Annotated in this window: 13 protein-coding genes; 7 read left to right on the plus strand and 6 right to left on the minus strand. The window is 29.9% G+C overall.

Annotated features, from left to right (window positions below; all coding sequences use genetic code 11):
• Nucleotides 1-664: 664 nt before the first annotated feature.
• From LPB302_RS04090 to LPB302_RS04105, 4 genes are all read right to left on the minus strand, one after another.
• A complete protein-coding gene (locus LPB302_RS04090; protein ID WP_053975051.1) occupies nt 665-2,035 on the minus strand; it encodes a pyridoxal-phosphate dependent enzyme in 1,371 nt (456 codons plus the stop codon).
• Between the two features lie 165 nt (nt 2,036-2,200).
• Nucleotides 2,201-3,163: a sodium-dependent bicarbonate transport family permease gene (locus LPB302_RS04095; RefSeq protein WP_053975052.1), complete on the minus strand. Its 963-nt coding sequence runs from the start codon at nt 3,161-3,163 to the stop codon at nt 2,201-2,203.
• Between the two features lie 81 nt (nt 3,164-3,244).
• Entirely contained in the window at nt 3,245-3,553 is a 309-nt protein-coding gene (locus LPB302_RS04100) for a hypothetical protein (RefSeq protein ID WP_053975053.1), read from the minus strand.
• A gap of 10 nt (nt 3,554-3,563) precedes the next feature.
• Entirely contained in the window at nt 3,564-3,809 is a 246-nt protein-coding gene (locus LPB302_RS04105) for a hypothetical protein (RefSeq protein WP_053975054.1), read from the minus strand.
• 81 nt (nt 3,810-3,890) lie between these two features.
• Here LPB302_RS04105 and LPB302_RS04110 point away from each other — a divergent pair, with 81 nt between their 5' ends.
• Nucleotides 3,891-4,814 (plus strand): LysR family transcriptional regulator, encoded by a 924-nt coding sequence (locus tag LPB302_RS04110; RefSeq protein ID WP_053975055.1) that lies wholly within the window; start codon nt 3,891-3,893, stop codon nt 4,812-4,814.
• Nucleotides 4,815-4,818: 4 nt separating this feature from the next.
• On the opposite strand, the gene LPB302_RS04115 is transcribed toward LPB302_RS04110, so the two are convergent.
• The gene (locus LPB302_RS04115) at nt 4,819-6,054 is read right to left on the minus strand and encodes an ABC transporter permease (RefSeq protein WP_053975056.1); all 1,236 of its coding nucleotides are present in this window, start codon (nt 6,052-6,054) and stop codon (nt 4,819-4,821) included.
• Between the two features lie 55 nt (nt 6,055-6,109).
• On the opposite strand from LPB302_RS04115, the gene LPB302_RS04120 reads away from it, so the two are divergent.
• Nucleotides 6,110-7,327 (plus strand): exo-beta-N-acetylmuramidase NamZ family protein, encoded by a 1,218-nt coding sequence (locus tag LPB302_RS04120; RefSeq protein ID WP_176966502.1) that lies wholly within the window; start codon nt 6,110-6,112, stop codon nt 7,325-7,327.
• Between the two features lies 1 nt (nt 7,328).
• Here LPB302_RS04120 and LPB302_RS04125 read toward each other — a convergent pair whose 3' ends face one another.
• Nucleotides 7,329-7,853: a YkgJ family cysteine cluster protein gene (locus LPB302_RS04125; protein WP_053975058.1), complete on the minus strand. Its 525-nt coding sequence runs from the start codon at nt 7,851-7,853 to the stop codon at nt 7,329-7,331.
• 76 nt (nt 7,854-7,929) lie between these two features.
• On the opposite strand from LPB302_RS04125, the gene argS reads away from it, so the two are divergent.
• The 5 genes from argS to LPB302_RS04150 all read left to right on the plus strand — a co-directional run bounded on the left by argS (nt 7,930) and on the right by LPB302_RS04150 (nt 16,868).
• The gene (gene argS / locus LPB302_RS04130) at nt 7,930-9,705 is read left to right on the plus strand and encodes an arginine--tRNA ligase (protein ID WP_053975059.1); all 1,776 of its coding nucleotides are present in this window, start codon (nt 7,930-7,932) and stop codon (nt 9,703-9,705) included.
• 85 nt (nt 9,706-9,790) lie between these two features.
• On the plus strand, nt 9,791-11,179 hold the full coding sequence (gene lpdA, locus LPB302_RS04135; protein WP_053975060.1) for a dihydrolipoyl dehydrogenase: 1,389 nt from the start codon (nt 9,791-9,793) through the stop codon (nt 11,177-11,179).
• A 222-nt stretch (nt 11,180-11,401) separates the two neighbouring features.
• Nucleotides 11,402-12,415 (plus strand): HEAT repeat domain-containing protein, encoded by a 1,014-nt coding sequence (locus LPB302_RS04140; protein WP_053975061.1) that lies wholly within the window; start codon nt 11,402-11,404, stop codon nt 12,413-12,415.
• Nucleotides 12,416-13,912, plus strand: a complete 1,497-nt coding sequence (locus tag LPB302_RS04145; RefSeq protein WP_053975062.1) for a glycosyltransferase family 2 protein — start codon at nt 12,416-12,418, stop codon at nt 13,910-13,912.
• A gap of 19 nt (nt 13,913-13,931) precedes the next feature.
• A complete protein-coding gene (locus tag LPB302_RS04150) occupies nt 13,932-16,868 on the plus strand; it encodes a tetratricopeptide repeat protein (protein ID WP_053975063.1) in 2,937 nt (978 codons plus the stop codon).
• The last annotated feature ends 17 nt before the right edge of the window (nt 16,869-16,885 follow it).

Below are 16,885 nucleotides of genomic sequence, written 5' to 3' on the forward strand. Positions count from 1 at the left end.
ACTTTCATGTTTTTTAAGTCGAATTGATAGATGAAATGCATTTAAGTATCGACGAATGACAATTATCTTACGATAATCGATCGTACAAAAATGCACTCAATTTTTCGATTTTTTTCAACTTTAAATAAAAAACGCCTAAATAAATTTAGGCGAATCTTAATAACTTATTATAAATCCCCCAATTCGTAAAAGTTATCTGATTCAAAGAAACAACTTTATGGAGTTTTAAAATTTTCTGTTCGCTTATAAATAGTTTACTGTAGACGAATGGAAATTAAGTTTCGACTATCTATTTTAAAGAATATATTAAACAAAAAAACGCCTAAATAAATTTAGGCGAGTATTAATAACTTATTATAAATCCCCCAATTCGTAAAAGTTATCTGATTCAAAGAAACAACTTTATGGAGTTTTAAAATTTTCTGTTCGCTTATAAATGGTTTACTGTAGGCGAATGGAAAATAAGTATCGACTATCTATTTTAAAGGATATATTAAACAAAAAAAAACGTCTAAATGAATTTAGACGTTCCGTTTTTGCATCTCTAAAATGCATCTTCTACTTTTTAACCTTAATCAAAATTACTACTATTCTAAAGGTTGAAAATCATTTATTCGACCATCAGCATCTAATTATCGACCAAGGGTATAAATCTTCAGATTTACTAAATTGAACTAATTACATCGTACTTGGTAACAATATGATAATTGCCATTTTCTAAGTCAACTAAGACAGCTTCATTCTCTTTAGAAATCAATTTAGATATTGCATCTATCTTTGTAGATTTCTTAACTATAGGATAAGGATTACCCATAATGTCTTTAATTGGCTTGTCTGCAATTTCTTTATCTGAAATAAAACTTCTTAATAAATCTGTTTCATCTATAGATCCCACAAAACCTTCTGCATCTTTTACAGGTATTTGAGAGATTTTAAATTCTTTCATTCTTTCAATAGCATGAGAAACTAACTCCTCTGTTTGTGCAGTTACCAAAGGTTTATTTTCATGATTTTTAATTAAATCTGCCGCAGTTTTTATTTCTTCTTCTAAAAATCCTCTATCACGCATCCAATCATCATTAAACATTTTACCTACATATCTACTTCCATGATCGTGAAACAACACAACAACTACATCATCTTTTGTAAAATGCTCTTTTAATTGCAACAAGCCTTTTATAGCTGCTCCAGCAGAATTTCCTAAAAACATGCCTTCTTCTTTCGCTAACTTCTGAGTATAAATAGCTGCATCTTTATCTGTAACTTTAGTAAAACCATCAATTACATCAAAATTTACGTTTTTGGGTAATATGTCTTCACCTATACCTTCTGTTATATAGGGATAAATTTCGTTCTCATCGAATATTCCTGTTTCATGATATTTCTTAAAAACAGATCCATAAGTATCTATACCCCAAACTTTAACAGTTTTACCTGCTTCTCTTGCTTTCATTTTTAGATAAGAACCTACTCCAGAAATAGTACCTCCTGTACCAACACCAACTACAAAGTTTGTAACTTTACCTTTGGTTTGTTCCCAAATTTCTGGTCCTGTACTCTGAAAATGTGCTTTACAGTTACTTGGATTATCATATTGATTTACGTACCAAGAATTTGGTGTTTCTTCTCCTAATCTTTTAGAAACTGAATAGTATGATCTTGGATCTGATGGATCTACGTTTGTAGGACAAACTACAACCTCTGCTCCTACAGCTCTTAAAATATCCATCTTTTCTTTAGATTGTTTGTCAGACATTACAAAAATACATTTGTAACCTTTAACAATAGCTGCTAAAGCTAGACCCATACCTGTATTTCCAGAAGTACCTTCTATAATAGTTCCTCCTGGTTTTAATCTTCCATCTGCTTCTGCATCTAGAATCATTTGTAAGGCCATCCTATCTTTTACAGAATTTCCTGGATTAAAAGTTTCGTATTTTGATAAAACTAAACAAGGTAATTCTTCAGTAAGTTTATTCAACTTTACAAGTGGAGTATTACCAATAGTTTCTAATATATTTTCTGCGTAATTCATCTTATTCATTTATAGAACAAAGGTAAATTATTTTTTATGCGTTCACGAAATGAGATAAAAGAAATATTGATTAATCCTCACTTTTTAAAAGTTTACCCTACTTAAAATATAATTTTAATAATAGAAACATATATTCACTTAGAAATTAATAATTAGTGAATGAATTTAACATACTCCTATGATACATAAATATAGAGGCATACCAATTGTAATGTTAAATGGAAAAGTAATCGCTAAAGCCATAGGTATATACAAACCAGGATTTGCTTTTGGAGCTGCTAATTTCATAGCTGCAGGAACTGCAATATAAGAAGCACTTGCTGCCAAAATAGACATTAGTAATCTGTTACCAACTTCCTCCATAAAAAAGCCACTTAATACTGCAACTATACAACCATTTATAATTGGAATAATTATAGCAAACGAAACCGTAAACCATCCTTTTTTAATAAGTGCTTTTAATTTTTGACCACTTACAATACCCATATCTAATAAAAAGACTGCTAAAAATCCTTTAAAAATATCTGTAGTGAAAGGCCTAATACCTTCTGCTTGTGCATCATTTGTAAAGTACCCAACTACTAAACTACCAATAATAAGCACAACACTTCCATTTGTTAAAGAATGATGAATTACACTTTTTAATGAGCCTTTGCTCTTTTTGTTTGATCCAAAAATTGCAATAAGCATAACACCTACAATAATTGAAGGAGCCTCCATTAAAGCCATAACTGCAACCATATGCCCACCAAAAGGTATGTTAGACATTTCTAAAAAAGAAATGGTAGTTACAAAAGTTACAGCGCTTACAGAACCATAAGCAGATGCAATTGCTCCTGAATTTTCCACACTTAATTTTATTCTTAAAATAAAGTAACAGTAAATGGGCACTATAACTGCTAGTAAAATTCCGAACAATAATGCATTAATAATTTCTGAGGTAATTACACTATGAGCTAGCTCTTGCCCACCCTTAAAACCAATGGCTAAAAGCAAGTACAAAGAAATAAATTTTGATGAATTTTCTGGAATTCTTAAATCACTCTTAATATTAACAGCAATAAGGCCTAAGAAGAAAAATAATAGTGCAGGGTTTGTTAAATTATCTACTAAATAATGTAAATCCATAGGTTAAAAATTGGCATAAAAAAAGTAGGAAAGCCTTTTAAAAGTCAGTTCTCCTACTATAATATTTTGGTTTAGTTAATCTTACTCTTCTAGTGTAATGTTTATTGTACTAGAAATTTTAATATTCTGACCTTTACTTTCTAAAGCTCTTAAAAAAGCTTTAGCTTCTTTTTTATCGGTCATTAATTCTTTAATTCTAGAGTTGTCATACAAACATTCATCATTAATATTTCCTTCAGTCTTAGATAATCTCTGAATTTTATGAAAATTAATTTTTACGTTTAAAACGTCATTAATAATATTAAGAGCTTCTCCTTTTGTAAAAGTTCCTTCAATTAATTGAACACTTTTTTGTTTAGTTTCGGTTGATGTTACTACAGATTCGTTCATGGTTACTTATTTATTTTTTAATTTTATTTGAATTAGAAGTTTTAATAAAAAGAATCATTAAGATAATTGATTCACAAATGAGCAATTCTTTAATAAAAGGGCTGTCTAAATTAATTGCCAATAAAGTTATGCTAACAAACACGATAGTTGCCAAAAGCTCTAATAGCGTATTTAACTGACGTTTAGTGATTTGCGGAACAACATCGCTCTTAGAATTCTTTTTTTTCTGGGTTACATTTAAAGATGCTAAATCCATTGTTTTAATTTTTTACAAAGGTGCAACACATTTTTTATATATTTTTATATATATTTATTATGTTATCTATAAAAATAATTTATGAATTATACTCTGCATCAACTTGAAATATTTAAAAAAGTAGCTGAACTTAAAAGTGTAACAAAAGCCTCTGAGCAATTATTTATGTCTCAGCCAGCTGTTTCAATTCAACTCAAAAACTTTCAAGATCAATTTAAATTACCATTGTTTGAAATTGTAGGAAGAAAATTATATATCACAGAATTTGGCAATGAAATCGCAAAAGCCGCCACAAAAATTTTAGATGAAGTACAAGCTATTAACTATAAGTCTAATTTGTTTGAAGGAAAATTAGCAGGTAAATTAAACCTATCTATAGTTTCTACTGCAAAATACGCTATGCCTTATTTTTTAACAGACTTCATTAAAGAAAATGATAGTGTAGATGTAACTATGGATGTTACTAATAAAATGTCTGTTATTAGAGCTTTAGAAAATAATGAGTGCGATTTTGCCATGGTTTCTACCATCCCAAAAAAATTAAAGATTGAAAGAATTGAATTAATGAGCAATCAAATGTTTTTTGTGGCTGGTAAAGATTATAAAGTTGAAGGCAAAGAAGTAAATATCAAAAATTTAAATAAATCAATCTTTTTGTTCAGAGAAAATGGTTCTGCAACACGTTTAGCTATGGAGCGATTTTTAATTAAAAACAAAATTGAAATCATAAAAAAAATGGAGCTAACTTCTAATGAAGCCGTAAAACAAGCTGTAATAGCTGGTTTAGGAATTTCAATAATGCCTATAATAGGTATTCAACAAGCTTTAAAAAATGGAGAGTTACAAATTCTAAATATTAAAGGTTTACCCCTTGAAACCAATTGGAACTTAATCTGGTTAAAAACAAAAAACTTATCTAATGTAGCTAAGGCTTTTAGAGATTATATCTCAGAAAATAAAAATGATATTATTGATCAGCAGTTTCCTATAACCCAAATTACCTAAAGTATTATGCAAACTTTATAGACTTTGATGGATCTATTTTAGTAATTATATAAGAAGGAATTATTAACATTAAGAAACATAACAATAACGTACCAATATTTAGCAATAATATTGCCCAAAATGAAATGTAAACAGGCATTGTTGTTACATAATAAGTGTCCGGATTTAATGTAATAATTTTAAAATAATACTGAATAAAAATGATTGTTAAACCTATAATATTACCCCAAAAAAGACCTTTTAGTATTAGGTAAGAAGCATTATACAAAAACACCTTTCTAATGCTTGTGTTATTACTGCCTAAAGCTTTTAAAATACCAACCATTTGTACTCGTTCTAAAATTAAAACTAATAAAGCAGTAATCATATTAATACCAGCAATAAAAATCATAATTGCAATTATAAACCAAACATTGTTATCAAAGAGTTTTATCCAATCAAAAACATTAGGATACGTTTCAGTTATTGATTTACTATTTAATGTTATTCCAATTTCACTATTAATCTCATTTTCTTTTTGAGCAATAGCGTCAAACTCATCCAGCAAAACCTCAAAACCACCTACTTCATTTTCACTCCATTTATTTAAATTTTGAACCTCTCTAATATCACCAATCATCATGCTTTTATCAAATTGAGCAAATCCTGAATTATAAATACCAACAATGGTATATTTTCTGTTAGATGGTATTTTACTTGAGGCTGTTTTTACGAATGTAGCATTAATGGTATCATTCAGTTTTAATTGCAAACGATTTACGATGGTTTCAGATAAAAGTACGCCTTTAGTTCTGGCTTTATCAAAATTTGGTAAAGTACCTTCAATTAAATACTCTTTAAAAAAAGTCCAGTCATAATCTGAGGAAACACCTTTAAACACAATACCTTCAAAATCGGTATCAGTTCTTAAAATACCCACTTTATTCGCAAATACTTGCACATTCTTTATTCCTGAAATTCCTTTAAATTCTGGATAAAAATTTTGATTTTTTAAAATGGGTGTTGTAGAAACATCAGAGTTATTATTGTCGTAATTTACAATTTGAATATGACCTTTAAAACCAGCCATTTTATCTCTAATTTTATACTGTAAACCAGAGCCAGTAGCCACAGCAATAAGCATAATGATAATACCCAAAGCAATTGCAGTAATTGCAATTTTTATTATTGGAGATGATATGCTATTTTTATACTTTTTGCCAGCAATAATGCGTTTTGCAATAAATAACTCGTAATTCAAATTAATGACTCTTTTTAATCTTCGTAAAAGTACCTATTTATTTTTGTTTTTGCTGATGAATTTTCAGCTCATTTCATGTGCTCAAAAATTAAAAGACAATAAAATTGCCAATAAAAAATCAGACAAAAAAGCGCCCGAAATTATAACTGCAGCAAATAGAATTGAATTGTATTCTAGTTTATTGCAAAATAAAAACATAGCTATTGTAGCCAATCAAACATCAGTAATACAAAAGGTTCAAAGAGCTGAAGTAGCTCCAAATGTAATGGGTTCTAAAAAAGTAACTCAACATTTAGTAGACTACCTTAATAATATAAAAAACATAAATGTTCAAAAGGTTTTTGCTCCTGAACACGGTTTTAGAGGTAAAGCAGATGCTGCAGAATTGGTTAAAAATGGTAAGGATTCTAAAACAGGTTTGCCCATAATTTCTTTGTATGGTAAAAACAAAAAACCTACTGCAGAACAACTTAAAAATTTAGATATTGTTGTTTTCGATATTCAAGATGTGGGTGTACGTTTTTATACGTATATATCAACCTTACATTATGTAATGGAAGCTTGTGCAGAAGCAGATATACCTGTACTAATTTTAGATAGGCCAAATCCTAATGCACATTATATTGATGGCCCAATTTTAGAAAAAGAACATGCAAGTTTTGTAGGTAAACATCCTGTGCCTGTTGTTTATGGAATGACTATAGGTGAATATGGACAAATGATAAATGGAGAAAAATGGTTAAAAAATGGAATTCAATGTGATTTAGAAGTTATTCCATTAAAAAACTACAATCATAACTCTGAGTACAGTTTAGCAATTAGACCATCTCCGAATTTACCAAATGATAAATCTATAAACCTCTACCCTAGTTTAGGTTTTTTCGAAGGCACAACAATAAATGCTGGCAGAGGAACTGAATTTCAATTTCAAAGATATGGAGCTCCTTATTTTCCAAAAACTGATTTTAACTACACTCCTCAAGCAAATTTTGGTGCCAAGTATCCTAAACATAAAAACAAACTTTGTTATGGAGTAGATTTATCTGACACAGAAAAATTATCAGCAATAAATTTAAAATGGTTGATAGATGCCTATCAAAAAACACCAAAAGAAGAAAAGTTTTTTGGCAGTACTTTTACAATTCACGCAGGTAATACAAAATTACAACAGCAAATAGAGAAAGGTTTATCAGCACAAGAAATTCGCGAAACTTGGCAAAAAGACCTAGAGAAATTCAAAGAAATTAGAAACAAATACTTAATTTATAAGTAATTTACTTTCTTCTTTTCTTCTCATTATACTCATAAGGAATTACCTTTTTTAAATTCTCAACAATATTATAAGTTGCTGGGCAAACAAACGTATTTGCCACAGTTAAATCTGTAATCTGAATAAATTTTCTTCTGTCTGTGTGAGGATATTCAGAACATGCTTTTGGTCTAACATCATAAATAAAACAAGTATTATCAGATTCATCTAAAAAAGTACAGGGTGATGTTTTTAAAACCATAAAATCATCAGCATCTCTTTCTAAAAATTGATTGATAAAATCAGTAACCTTCATTTTTAGATGTTTAGAAATACGTTCAATATCTTTAACTGTAAAAATAGGGCTTGTAGTTTTACAGCAGTTTCCACAGTCTAAACAATCTGTTTTGGCAAATTCTTTATCGTGTAAATCTTGCATCACATAGTCTAAATTCTTAGGTGTACGTTTCTTTAAATTTGCAAAATATTTTTTGTTTTCTTTAAGCGCATCTTGTGCTAATTTCGGCAATTGTTCTAGTCGTTTTTGCATTTGCGAAAATTACAATAATTCCCTTTAAAAATATGCTTATTTTGTGTATTTTCGCGTCTTAATTTTTTAGGGGTTTATGAATATTCAGCACATAATAGAAAGCAGCGTAAAAAAAGGTTTTTCAACCTTATATGATACAGCAATTCCGTCTGTAGAATTCCAAGCAACTCGCAAAGAGTTTGATGGCGATATTACTGTAGTTGTTTTTCCAATGTTACGTTTTAAGAAAGGTAATCCTGTTCAAATAGGAGAAGATTTAGGAAAGTACCTAGTAGAGAATGTTACAGAAATTACCAATTATAATGTAGTAAAAGGTTTCTTAAACTTAGTAATTGCAGATGCTTTTTATTTAGATTTTTTCAACTCCATTTATAATGAAGCAAATTTTGGAACTGTTACTCCAAAAGATGATGAAAAAGCAATTATGGTAGAGTATTCATCTCCTAACACCAACAAACCTTTACACTTAGGTCATGTTCGTAATAATTTATTAGGATTTTCAGTATCTGAAATTATAAAAGCGGCTGGTAAAAAAGTGTATAAAACTCAAATTATAAATGATAGAGGAATCCATATCTGTAAGTCTATGTTGGCTTGGCAAAAATTTGGAGAAGGTGAAACACCTGAATCTACAGGTTTAAAAGGTGATAAGTTAGTTGGTAATTATTATGTAAAATTTGACCAAGAATATAAGAAAGAAACTGCACAACTAATAGAGGAAGGTAAAACTGAAGAGGAAGCAAAAAAAGAAGCTCCTCTATTAGTAGAAGCTCAAGAAATGCTTAGAAAATGGGAAGCAGGAGATGATGCTGTAGTTTCACTTTGGAAAGAGATGAATGGTTGGGTTTACGCTGGTTTTGATACTACCTACAAAAATATGGGTGTAGATTTTGATACACTTTATTACGAAAGTGATACTTATTTATTAGGTAAAGATGTTGTTGCGCAAGGTCTAGAAAAAGGAGTGTTTTTTAAAAAAGAAGATGGTTCTGTTTGGTGTGATTTAACTAATGAAGGTTTAGACGAAAAAATTGTTTTACGTTCAGATGGTACAGCAGTTTACATGACACAAGATATTGGTACAGCTATACAAAGAGTAAAAGATTTTCCTGATGTTGGTGGTATGGTTTATACTGTTGGTAATGAGCAAGATTATCATTTTCAGGTTTTATTTTTGATCTTAAAAAAACTAGGTTTTGATTGGGCAAAACAATTGCACCATTTAAGTTATGGAATGGTAGATTTACCTTCTGGTAAAATGAAATCTAGAGAAGGTACAGTCGTAGATGCAGATGATTTAATGGTTGAAATGACTACTACTGCTAAAGAAATATCTGAAGAATTGGGCAAATTAGATGGTTATTCTGAAGATGAAAAAAATGAATTGTACAAAACAATTGGTTTAGGAGCGTTAAAATATTTTGTTTTAAAAGTAGATCCTAAAAAAAGGATTTTATTCGACCCAAAATCTTCAGTAGATTTTCAAGGAAATACTGGGCCTTTTATTCAATATACTTATGCCAGAATACAGTCTATCATAAGAAAATCTTCATTTGATTATTCTAACTCTGTAACTATAGATTTACATGAAAAGGAAAAAGAATTGCTTAAACAATTGGCATTGTTTCCAGAAACTATTCAGCAAGCAGCAACAAATTATTCACCTGCTGTAGTTGCAAATTACACATATGATTTGGTTAAGGAATTCAATTCATTTTATCAAAATGTATCAATTTTAGGAGAAGAAAATCAAGATAAAAAAATATTTAGAGTACAATTATCTAAAAAAGTAGCAGATACTATAAAAATAGCCTTTTCTTTATTAGGTATTCAAGTGCCAGAAAGAATGTAAACAATAAAGAGTTTAAACTTTTTATTTTAACAATCATTGTTTAAATTTGCTTTTGGCAAAATCATCAATTAGAAAAAAATAAATCATGAAATACGATATTATAATTATTGGAAGTGGACCTGGAGGATATGTAACAGGAATTAGAGCTTCTCAATTAGGCTTTAAAGTTGCAATTGTAGAGAAAGAATCTTTAGGAGGAATCTGTCTTAACTGGGGTTGTATACCAACGAAAGCATTATTAAAATCGGCTCAGGTTTATGATTATTTAAAGCATGTAGATCAATATGGTCTTAAAGCAGAAGCTATAGACAAAGATTTTGATGCGGTAATTAAACGTAGTAGAGGTGTTGCAGATGGAATGAGCAAAGGTGTTCAATTCTTAATGAAGAAAAACAAAATTGATGTAATTAACGGTTTTGGTAAAATTAAAACTGGTAAAAAAGTAGATGTAACTGCAGAAGATGGTACTGTAACAGAATACTCTGCAGATAATATTATTATTGCAACTGGAGCACGCTCTAGAGAGTTGCCAAACTTACCTCAAGATGGAGAAAAAGTAATTGGTTACAGAAAAGCAATGACATTGCCTAAACAACCAAAATCTATGATTGTTGTAGGTTCTGGAGCAATTGGTGTAGAATTTGCTCATTTTTACAATACAATGGGTACAGAAGTAACTATTGTCGAATATATGCCAAATTTAGTACCTGTAGAAGACATAGATATTTCTAAGCAATTTGAACGTTCTGTAAAAAAATCAGGAATTAAAGTAATGACAAACTCATCTGTAGAATCTGTAGATACTTCAGGCGAAGGCGTTATTGCAACTGTAAAAACAAAAAAAGGAGAACAAAAATTAGAAGCGGATATTTTATTATCAGCAGTTGGTATCAAATCTAATATCGAAAATATCGGTTTAGAAGATGTGGGTATCATTGTAGATAGAGATAAAATTTTAGTAAATGATTACTACCAAACTAACATACCTGGTTATTATGCTATTGGAGATGTTGTACCTGGACAAGCATTAGCACACGTTGCTTCTGCTGAAGGTATTACTTGTGTAGAAAAACTAGCTGGTTTACATACAGAACCTATAGATTATGGTAATGTTCCTGGGTGTACTTATGCAACTCCAGAAATAGCTTCAGTTGGTTTAACAGAAGCCAAAGCAAAAGAAGCTGGTTACGATTTAAAAGTTGGTAAATTCCCTTTCTCTGCATCAGGTAAAGCAAAAGCAGCTGGTACTCCAGATGGTTTTGTAAAAGTAATTTTTGATGCTAAGTATGGAGAGTGGTTAGGATGTCATATGATTGGTGCTGGAGTTACAGATATGATTGCTGAAGCAGTGCTTGGTCGTAAGCTAGAAACTACTGGTCATGAAGTATTAAAAACCATACATCCTCACCCAACAATGAGTGAAGCAGTAATGGAAGCTGTGGCTGATGCTTATGATGAGGTAATTCACCTATAAAATATGACAGTTCAAAGAAAAACATCATATAAGAAGTAGCTTTTGTAGTATTTTTGGAGAAGTAAATCCCCCACAAAAACGATTAAATTAAATTTAGAAAATCAATAAATGGGATTCGTTGAGTGGTTTCTTTCTTTTGTCTATAAGATAAAGACCTTCCCCCTAATAATACAGATAACAATTGTACTGACAATTGTATTCATAATTGCAACTATTGCACTTATGATTACTATTGGTACAATTAGAAGAAGGCATAACAGATTACAGAAAACATTAAAAAATAGTGTTCCTGAAATCGTTAAGTTATTCTCAGAAATTTTATTTACCGAAAAAGATTTTACAGAGCAAGAAATTTTTTCTGATTTTGAAGAAGTGGTAGATGAAGTAAACCGAGAATCTTTAGATATAGCTGTAGATGTTTTGGTCGAGTTTAAAAACGATCATAGAGAATCTGAAAAATATCCTTTAATTATTAGTGCATTAGGTATTGTAGAACACTTGGAGCGAAAATTCGATTCACGTTCTAACAAAGAAAAAATTGATGCCTTTCAAGAAGCTTTTGTTTTAGATTTAAATAAATTTGATTCAAAGGTTTTACGTTATGCCTACAGTAAAAACAAAGTAATTAGAAAAGAAGCTAGAAACTCATACCTAGCTTTAAGTTCCAATGATCCATACCGATTTTTTGACGAATTTGATAGAGATCTTAGTAAGTGGGATGAAATTGAACTAATGCAATACCTTAAACTTCAAAAAGAAAGAGGTAACTTAGAGGGTCTAGGAAAATGGATTAACTATTCTAAAAATGATTCTTTAGTTGTTTTTCTAATTAAAATGGTAGGTTACTTTAATCAAAAAGGTATTGACGAAATTTTATTAGAAAAGTTAGAAGACGAAAATGCATTGGTGAGAGCTGAAGCAATTTTAACATTAGGAGAATTACACATTTCTGAAACCGAACAAGATTTAATTGACAGATACTATACTGAGCCAGAAATTTGTCAGGTGGCCATTGTAAAAACAATTAGAAAGTTCAATAGTGGTAAATCTTTAATGTTTTTAAATGAAATTTTTAAAGAATCTAACAATACAGATACCAAAAAAATTATTGCTGAGGCAATACTAAATTATAGTTACGAAGGTAAAATTGCCTTTCAAAATCTAAAGAGTACACTAAAAGGTTTCGAACTTACCATTCTGAAACATGTAGAAACTCCTTTAATTAAATATAAATAGATGTTTGAAATTTTTGTAAAAATTTACGAGTATTTTATATTTTTCTATGCTACAGCTTTGATCTTAAGCTATATAGTATTAGCCATCTTTTCATTTATTGCCATCAATAGATATAAAAGTTATAATACAGATATAGATGATGAAGAATTATTAAGCTCTCACTTAGCTCCAGGAATTTCAGTAATTGCACCTGCTTACAATGAGGAGAAAACAATTATTGTAAATGTAAAATCATTATTAACATTAAACTACCCTTTATTTGAGGTAATTATTGTTAATGATGGTAGTAAAGACAAAACACTAGACCTTTTAATTGAGGAATTCGATTTGGTAGAAGCACCTTTTGCTTACACAGAAAAGATTAAAACAAAACCTTACAAAAGAACGTTTAAATCTACAAACCCTAAGTATGACATTCTTACAATTGTAGATAAAGAAAATGGAGGTACAAAAGCTGATGCCTTTAATGCAGGTTTAAATGCTTCTGTTTTTCCATATTACTTAAACACAGATGTAGATTGTATTTTAGCAAGAAACACACTAACTAAAATGATTAAACCCATTTTAAATGCGAAAGTTAGGGTAATTGCTGTTGGGGCAACACTTAGAATGTCTAACAACTGTGAAATTGAAGAAGGAGTAATTACTAGAGTAAGACCACCAAAGGCCTTAATTCCACGTTTTCAAGAACTAGAATATATACGTTCTTATTTACTAGGAAAAATGGGTTGGGAGTTAATTAACTCTGTACCAAATGTTTCAGGAGGTCTAGGAATGTTTGATAAAGAAATTGCTATTAAAGCAGGTGGTTATGGGGCTGATTCTCATGCAGAGGACATGGATATGATGACACGTATGGCTGCTCATATGATGAATAACAGGCTTGATTACAAAATCGGATATATACCTCTTTCTTGTTGTTGGACAGAAGGACCACCAAACTTACAGATTCTAGGAAGACAAAGAACAAGATGGGCCAGTGGATTATTTCAAATGTTTAGTGAACACAGAAAAATTCTATTTAATCCAGGATATAAAAGATTAGGAATGGTAACCTTTCCTTACATTTTTATATTTGAGTTTTTAGCTCCTATTATTGAAGCCTTTGGAATTTTATTCTCTATTTTCTTATTATTTTATGGTTATGTAAACTGGACGTTTGCACCTTTAATACTTTTATATTCATACACGTTTGCCTTAATGATTTCATCAATTGTAATTATTTGGGATCAAATGACGTTTAAATATTACAACACAACAAGAGAAGTACTTACGCTGTTTTTAACAGCCTTTATAGAACCCATAATCTATCACCCATTAATTATGTTTTTCTCATTAAAAGGATATTTCAGTTTCATTACATCTCAAGAACTTGCTTGGGGAACAATGACAAGAAAAGGGTTTGATAATGATGATAAGAACAAAAAATCAGGTGGTGATACAAAGAATTCAGGAGACAATAGTTCATCTAACGATTTTGAACCAATAAAAACATAAGTCACATAGTTTATTAAGTATGAAAATAAATAAATCTATAGGTATTTTAATTGTGATACTATTATCACAAGTAAGTTTACAGGCTCAAGAAATATATGATTCTTCAGATTTATATTTTGAAAAAGCAAAAGCCAGTATTGCAAACGAAGAATTTTCTAGAGCTGCTAAATTAAGTTGGAGAGGACTACAATTAGCTCCTGATGATTTGGATTTAAAAACATTACTTGGTGCTGCCAATTTACAATTAGGTAGATACGATACTGCAAGATGGGTATTAAGACAAGTATATGAAAAAAGGAGAAAGAATCCAGATATTTTAAAATACTTGGTAAATATTGAGCAAACTACACAAAGATATTCTGATGCAATTTGTTTTGTAAACGAACTATTAGAAATTACACCTTACTCTAGAGGATGGCACATGCGTAAAATTGCCATTTATAAAGAAATGGGTAATTATGAAGAAGCAGAAAGAGCCTTAAAACGTATTTATCAAATCTATCCTAATGATAGTCAACTTAAAGAAGAATACAATTATATAATGATTGGAGATGGTGATGAAGCCATCAAAAGTAAAAACTACGAAGAAGCTAGTGAAATTTATAAAACAATTATTACTAATACTCCAGAAAATAAAGATGCATACATTGGTATTATTAGAAATGAAATGCAAAAAGGTAATCCTGAAGCAGCTCTGCAGTACACCAATAGATCTCTTTTAGAATTACCATTAGATAGAGAGTTAGTAGAAAAGAAAATTGGTTTATTAGAGGCTTTGGGTAGACATGAAGAAGCCATAGTTTATATAGAATCTCAACCTATAAAAGATGCTTTTCCAGATATATATAAGAATACAAGACCTTACTTAATGCAGCAATCTGCAGATTTTAATGAGTACAATGATCCTTATGAAATTAATAAAAAATTAGCAGAAACTGGTAATTCTGTTGCTTTAGATTATGTAATAAAAAATAGTTTAGGAAAAGGGTATTATGTAGATGCTGAATATTTTTTAAATATCGCACTAAAAAGAAGCCCCAATTCTAAAGACTATTTAATAAAGCAAATGGAGCTTTACAAAGCTACCTTAAATACAGAGGAATATAATAAATCTGTATTGGCTTTGCATGAAAAATTCCCAACAGATACAGACATTACTTATGCATATAACAAGTTAATGTATGACACAGCAAAAGATTATGTAGCTAGTAATCAAGATCAATTGGCATTGCCAATTTTTGAAGAACTTGTATCATCTCCAGATTTTCAAAAAGAAGCTGAGCAACAGATTTATGGAATTTATATCTCTCAACAAAAATATGACGAGGCTACAGATCAAATTGATAAATTAATTGGCTTGGATCCTAACAATCCAGATTTTTTAAGAAGAAAATCTACCTTGTATCAAGAAATGGAATTGTTTGATGATGCATTAGAAATAACAAGAAACTTAGAACAAAACTATCCTTTAAACCAAACATATCCTGCCTTATATGTAGATCAAATAGAAGCATATGCTACGTATTTGATGAGGGAGCAAAGATATAGAGCTGTAATTCCAGTTGTAGAAGATGGTTTATCAAGAGAAAATAACAACAAAAGATTATTAGATATTGCAATTAATGCAGCTTCTGCCATTCCTGATTATGAAAAAGGAATTAATTATGGTTTAAGTGCATTGAGCTTTTATCCTAATAACAAAAATTTCAAATTAAAACTGTCTAATTTATATTCTCAAAATAAGGAATATACAAAAGCAAAAGGAGTTTTAGACACTTTAAGAACCACTTACATTTACGATAGAAAAATTAAAAATGCTTTAGCTGAAGTATTATTCTACAGAGCAAAAGCACAAGAAGAAGATGGTTTAGTAGAAGAAGCTTTGGTAAATTACGATTCTGCTGTATCATTAAATCCAGATGATAGAGGGTCTTTAATGAGAATGGTTAATTTACATATTACTCAAAAGCCAAGTGATGAATCTCTAGATTTTATAAATGAGCAATTAGAGGAAAGACCAGATGATAATTTTTTAAAATATAAGAAAGGTATTGTATTTGAATTGTTAAAACAATATGACTCAGCCTACTACTATCAAAAATTTAGAGAAATAGATAATCCTTTTGAAAAACAAGAATGGAATTTAGTTCTAGAAACCTTAAGAGCTGCACAGCTTAAAAATCAAATTGCAGCAACTTATTTACAAGCAACCTCAGATTCTATTGCTTTTAGTACATCTTTAGCTAGTTTAAATTATAGTAGAGAATATACTAAAATGACATATGGTGCAGATATTAATTATGCTGCAAGAACATCTGGAGTTGGTGTTCAAGGTGGAGTAAATGTTTCAAGAATTTTTACAGAAACCATTTATGCAGATGTTGGTTTATTAGTAGGATCTCGATTTTTCCCAAAATTAAAATTATATGGTAATGCCTATAAAGGTTTCAAATCTGGTTATGAGGCTCAAGTTGGTTTAAGTTTTGCAAGATTACAGAATGACCAAAACTATTTGACTTTAAGTCTTGGAGCATCTAGAACTTGGGAGGATATTTGGGTGCAAGCTAGGCTCTCCTTCTCTCCTACTTCAGTTCCTTTTGTTGATGATTCAACCATACCTTCTACAACCACTTTTCAAAGCTTTTTATATACCAATGTTATGGTTCAAGCACGGATTAATGTAAACGCAAGAAAAGATTATTTTTCTGTAATTGTTTCAGGAGGTAGTGCACCTTTTGATCAGCAGTTAGAGTTTCAAGATAATACTTTCTTAAACTTTACTAATGTTATGGTTGGTGCAGGTTACATGTATCACATGACCCCAAGATCTTCTTTACTAGTAAATGGAACTTGGATTAACTTCTTAAGTAATCAAACAACAAACAATCAGATTGTATTAGATCAAATTTATACCAATCAATACAACTTATCAGTTTCGTTTATTACAAGATTTTAACTTCATCTCTAAAATGA

The organism is Polaribacter dokdonensis (assembly GCF_024362345.1).
Classification (GTDB): domain Bacteria; phylum Bacteroidota; class Bacteroidia; order Flavobacteriales; family Flavobacteriaceae; genus Polaribacter; species Polaribacter dokdonensis.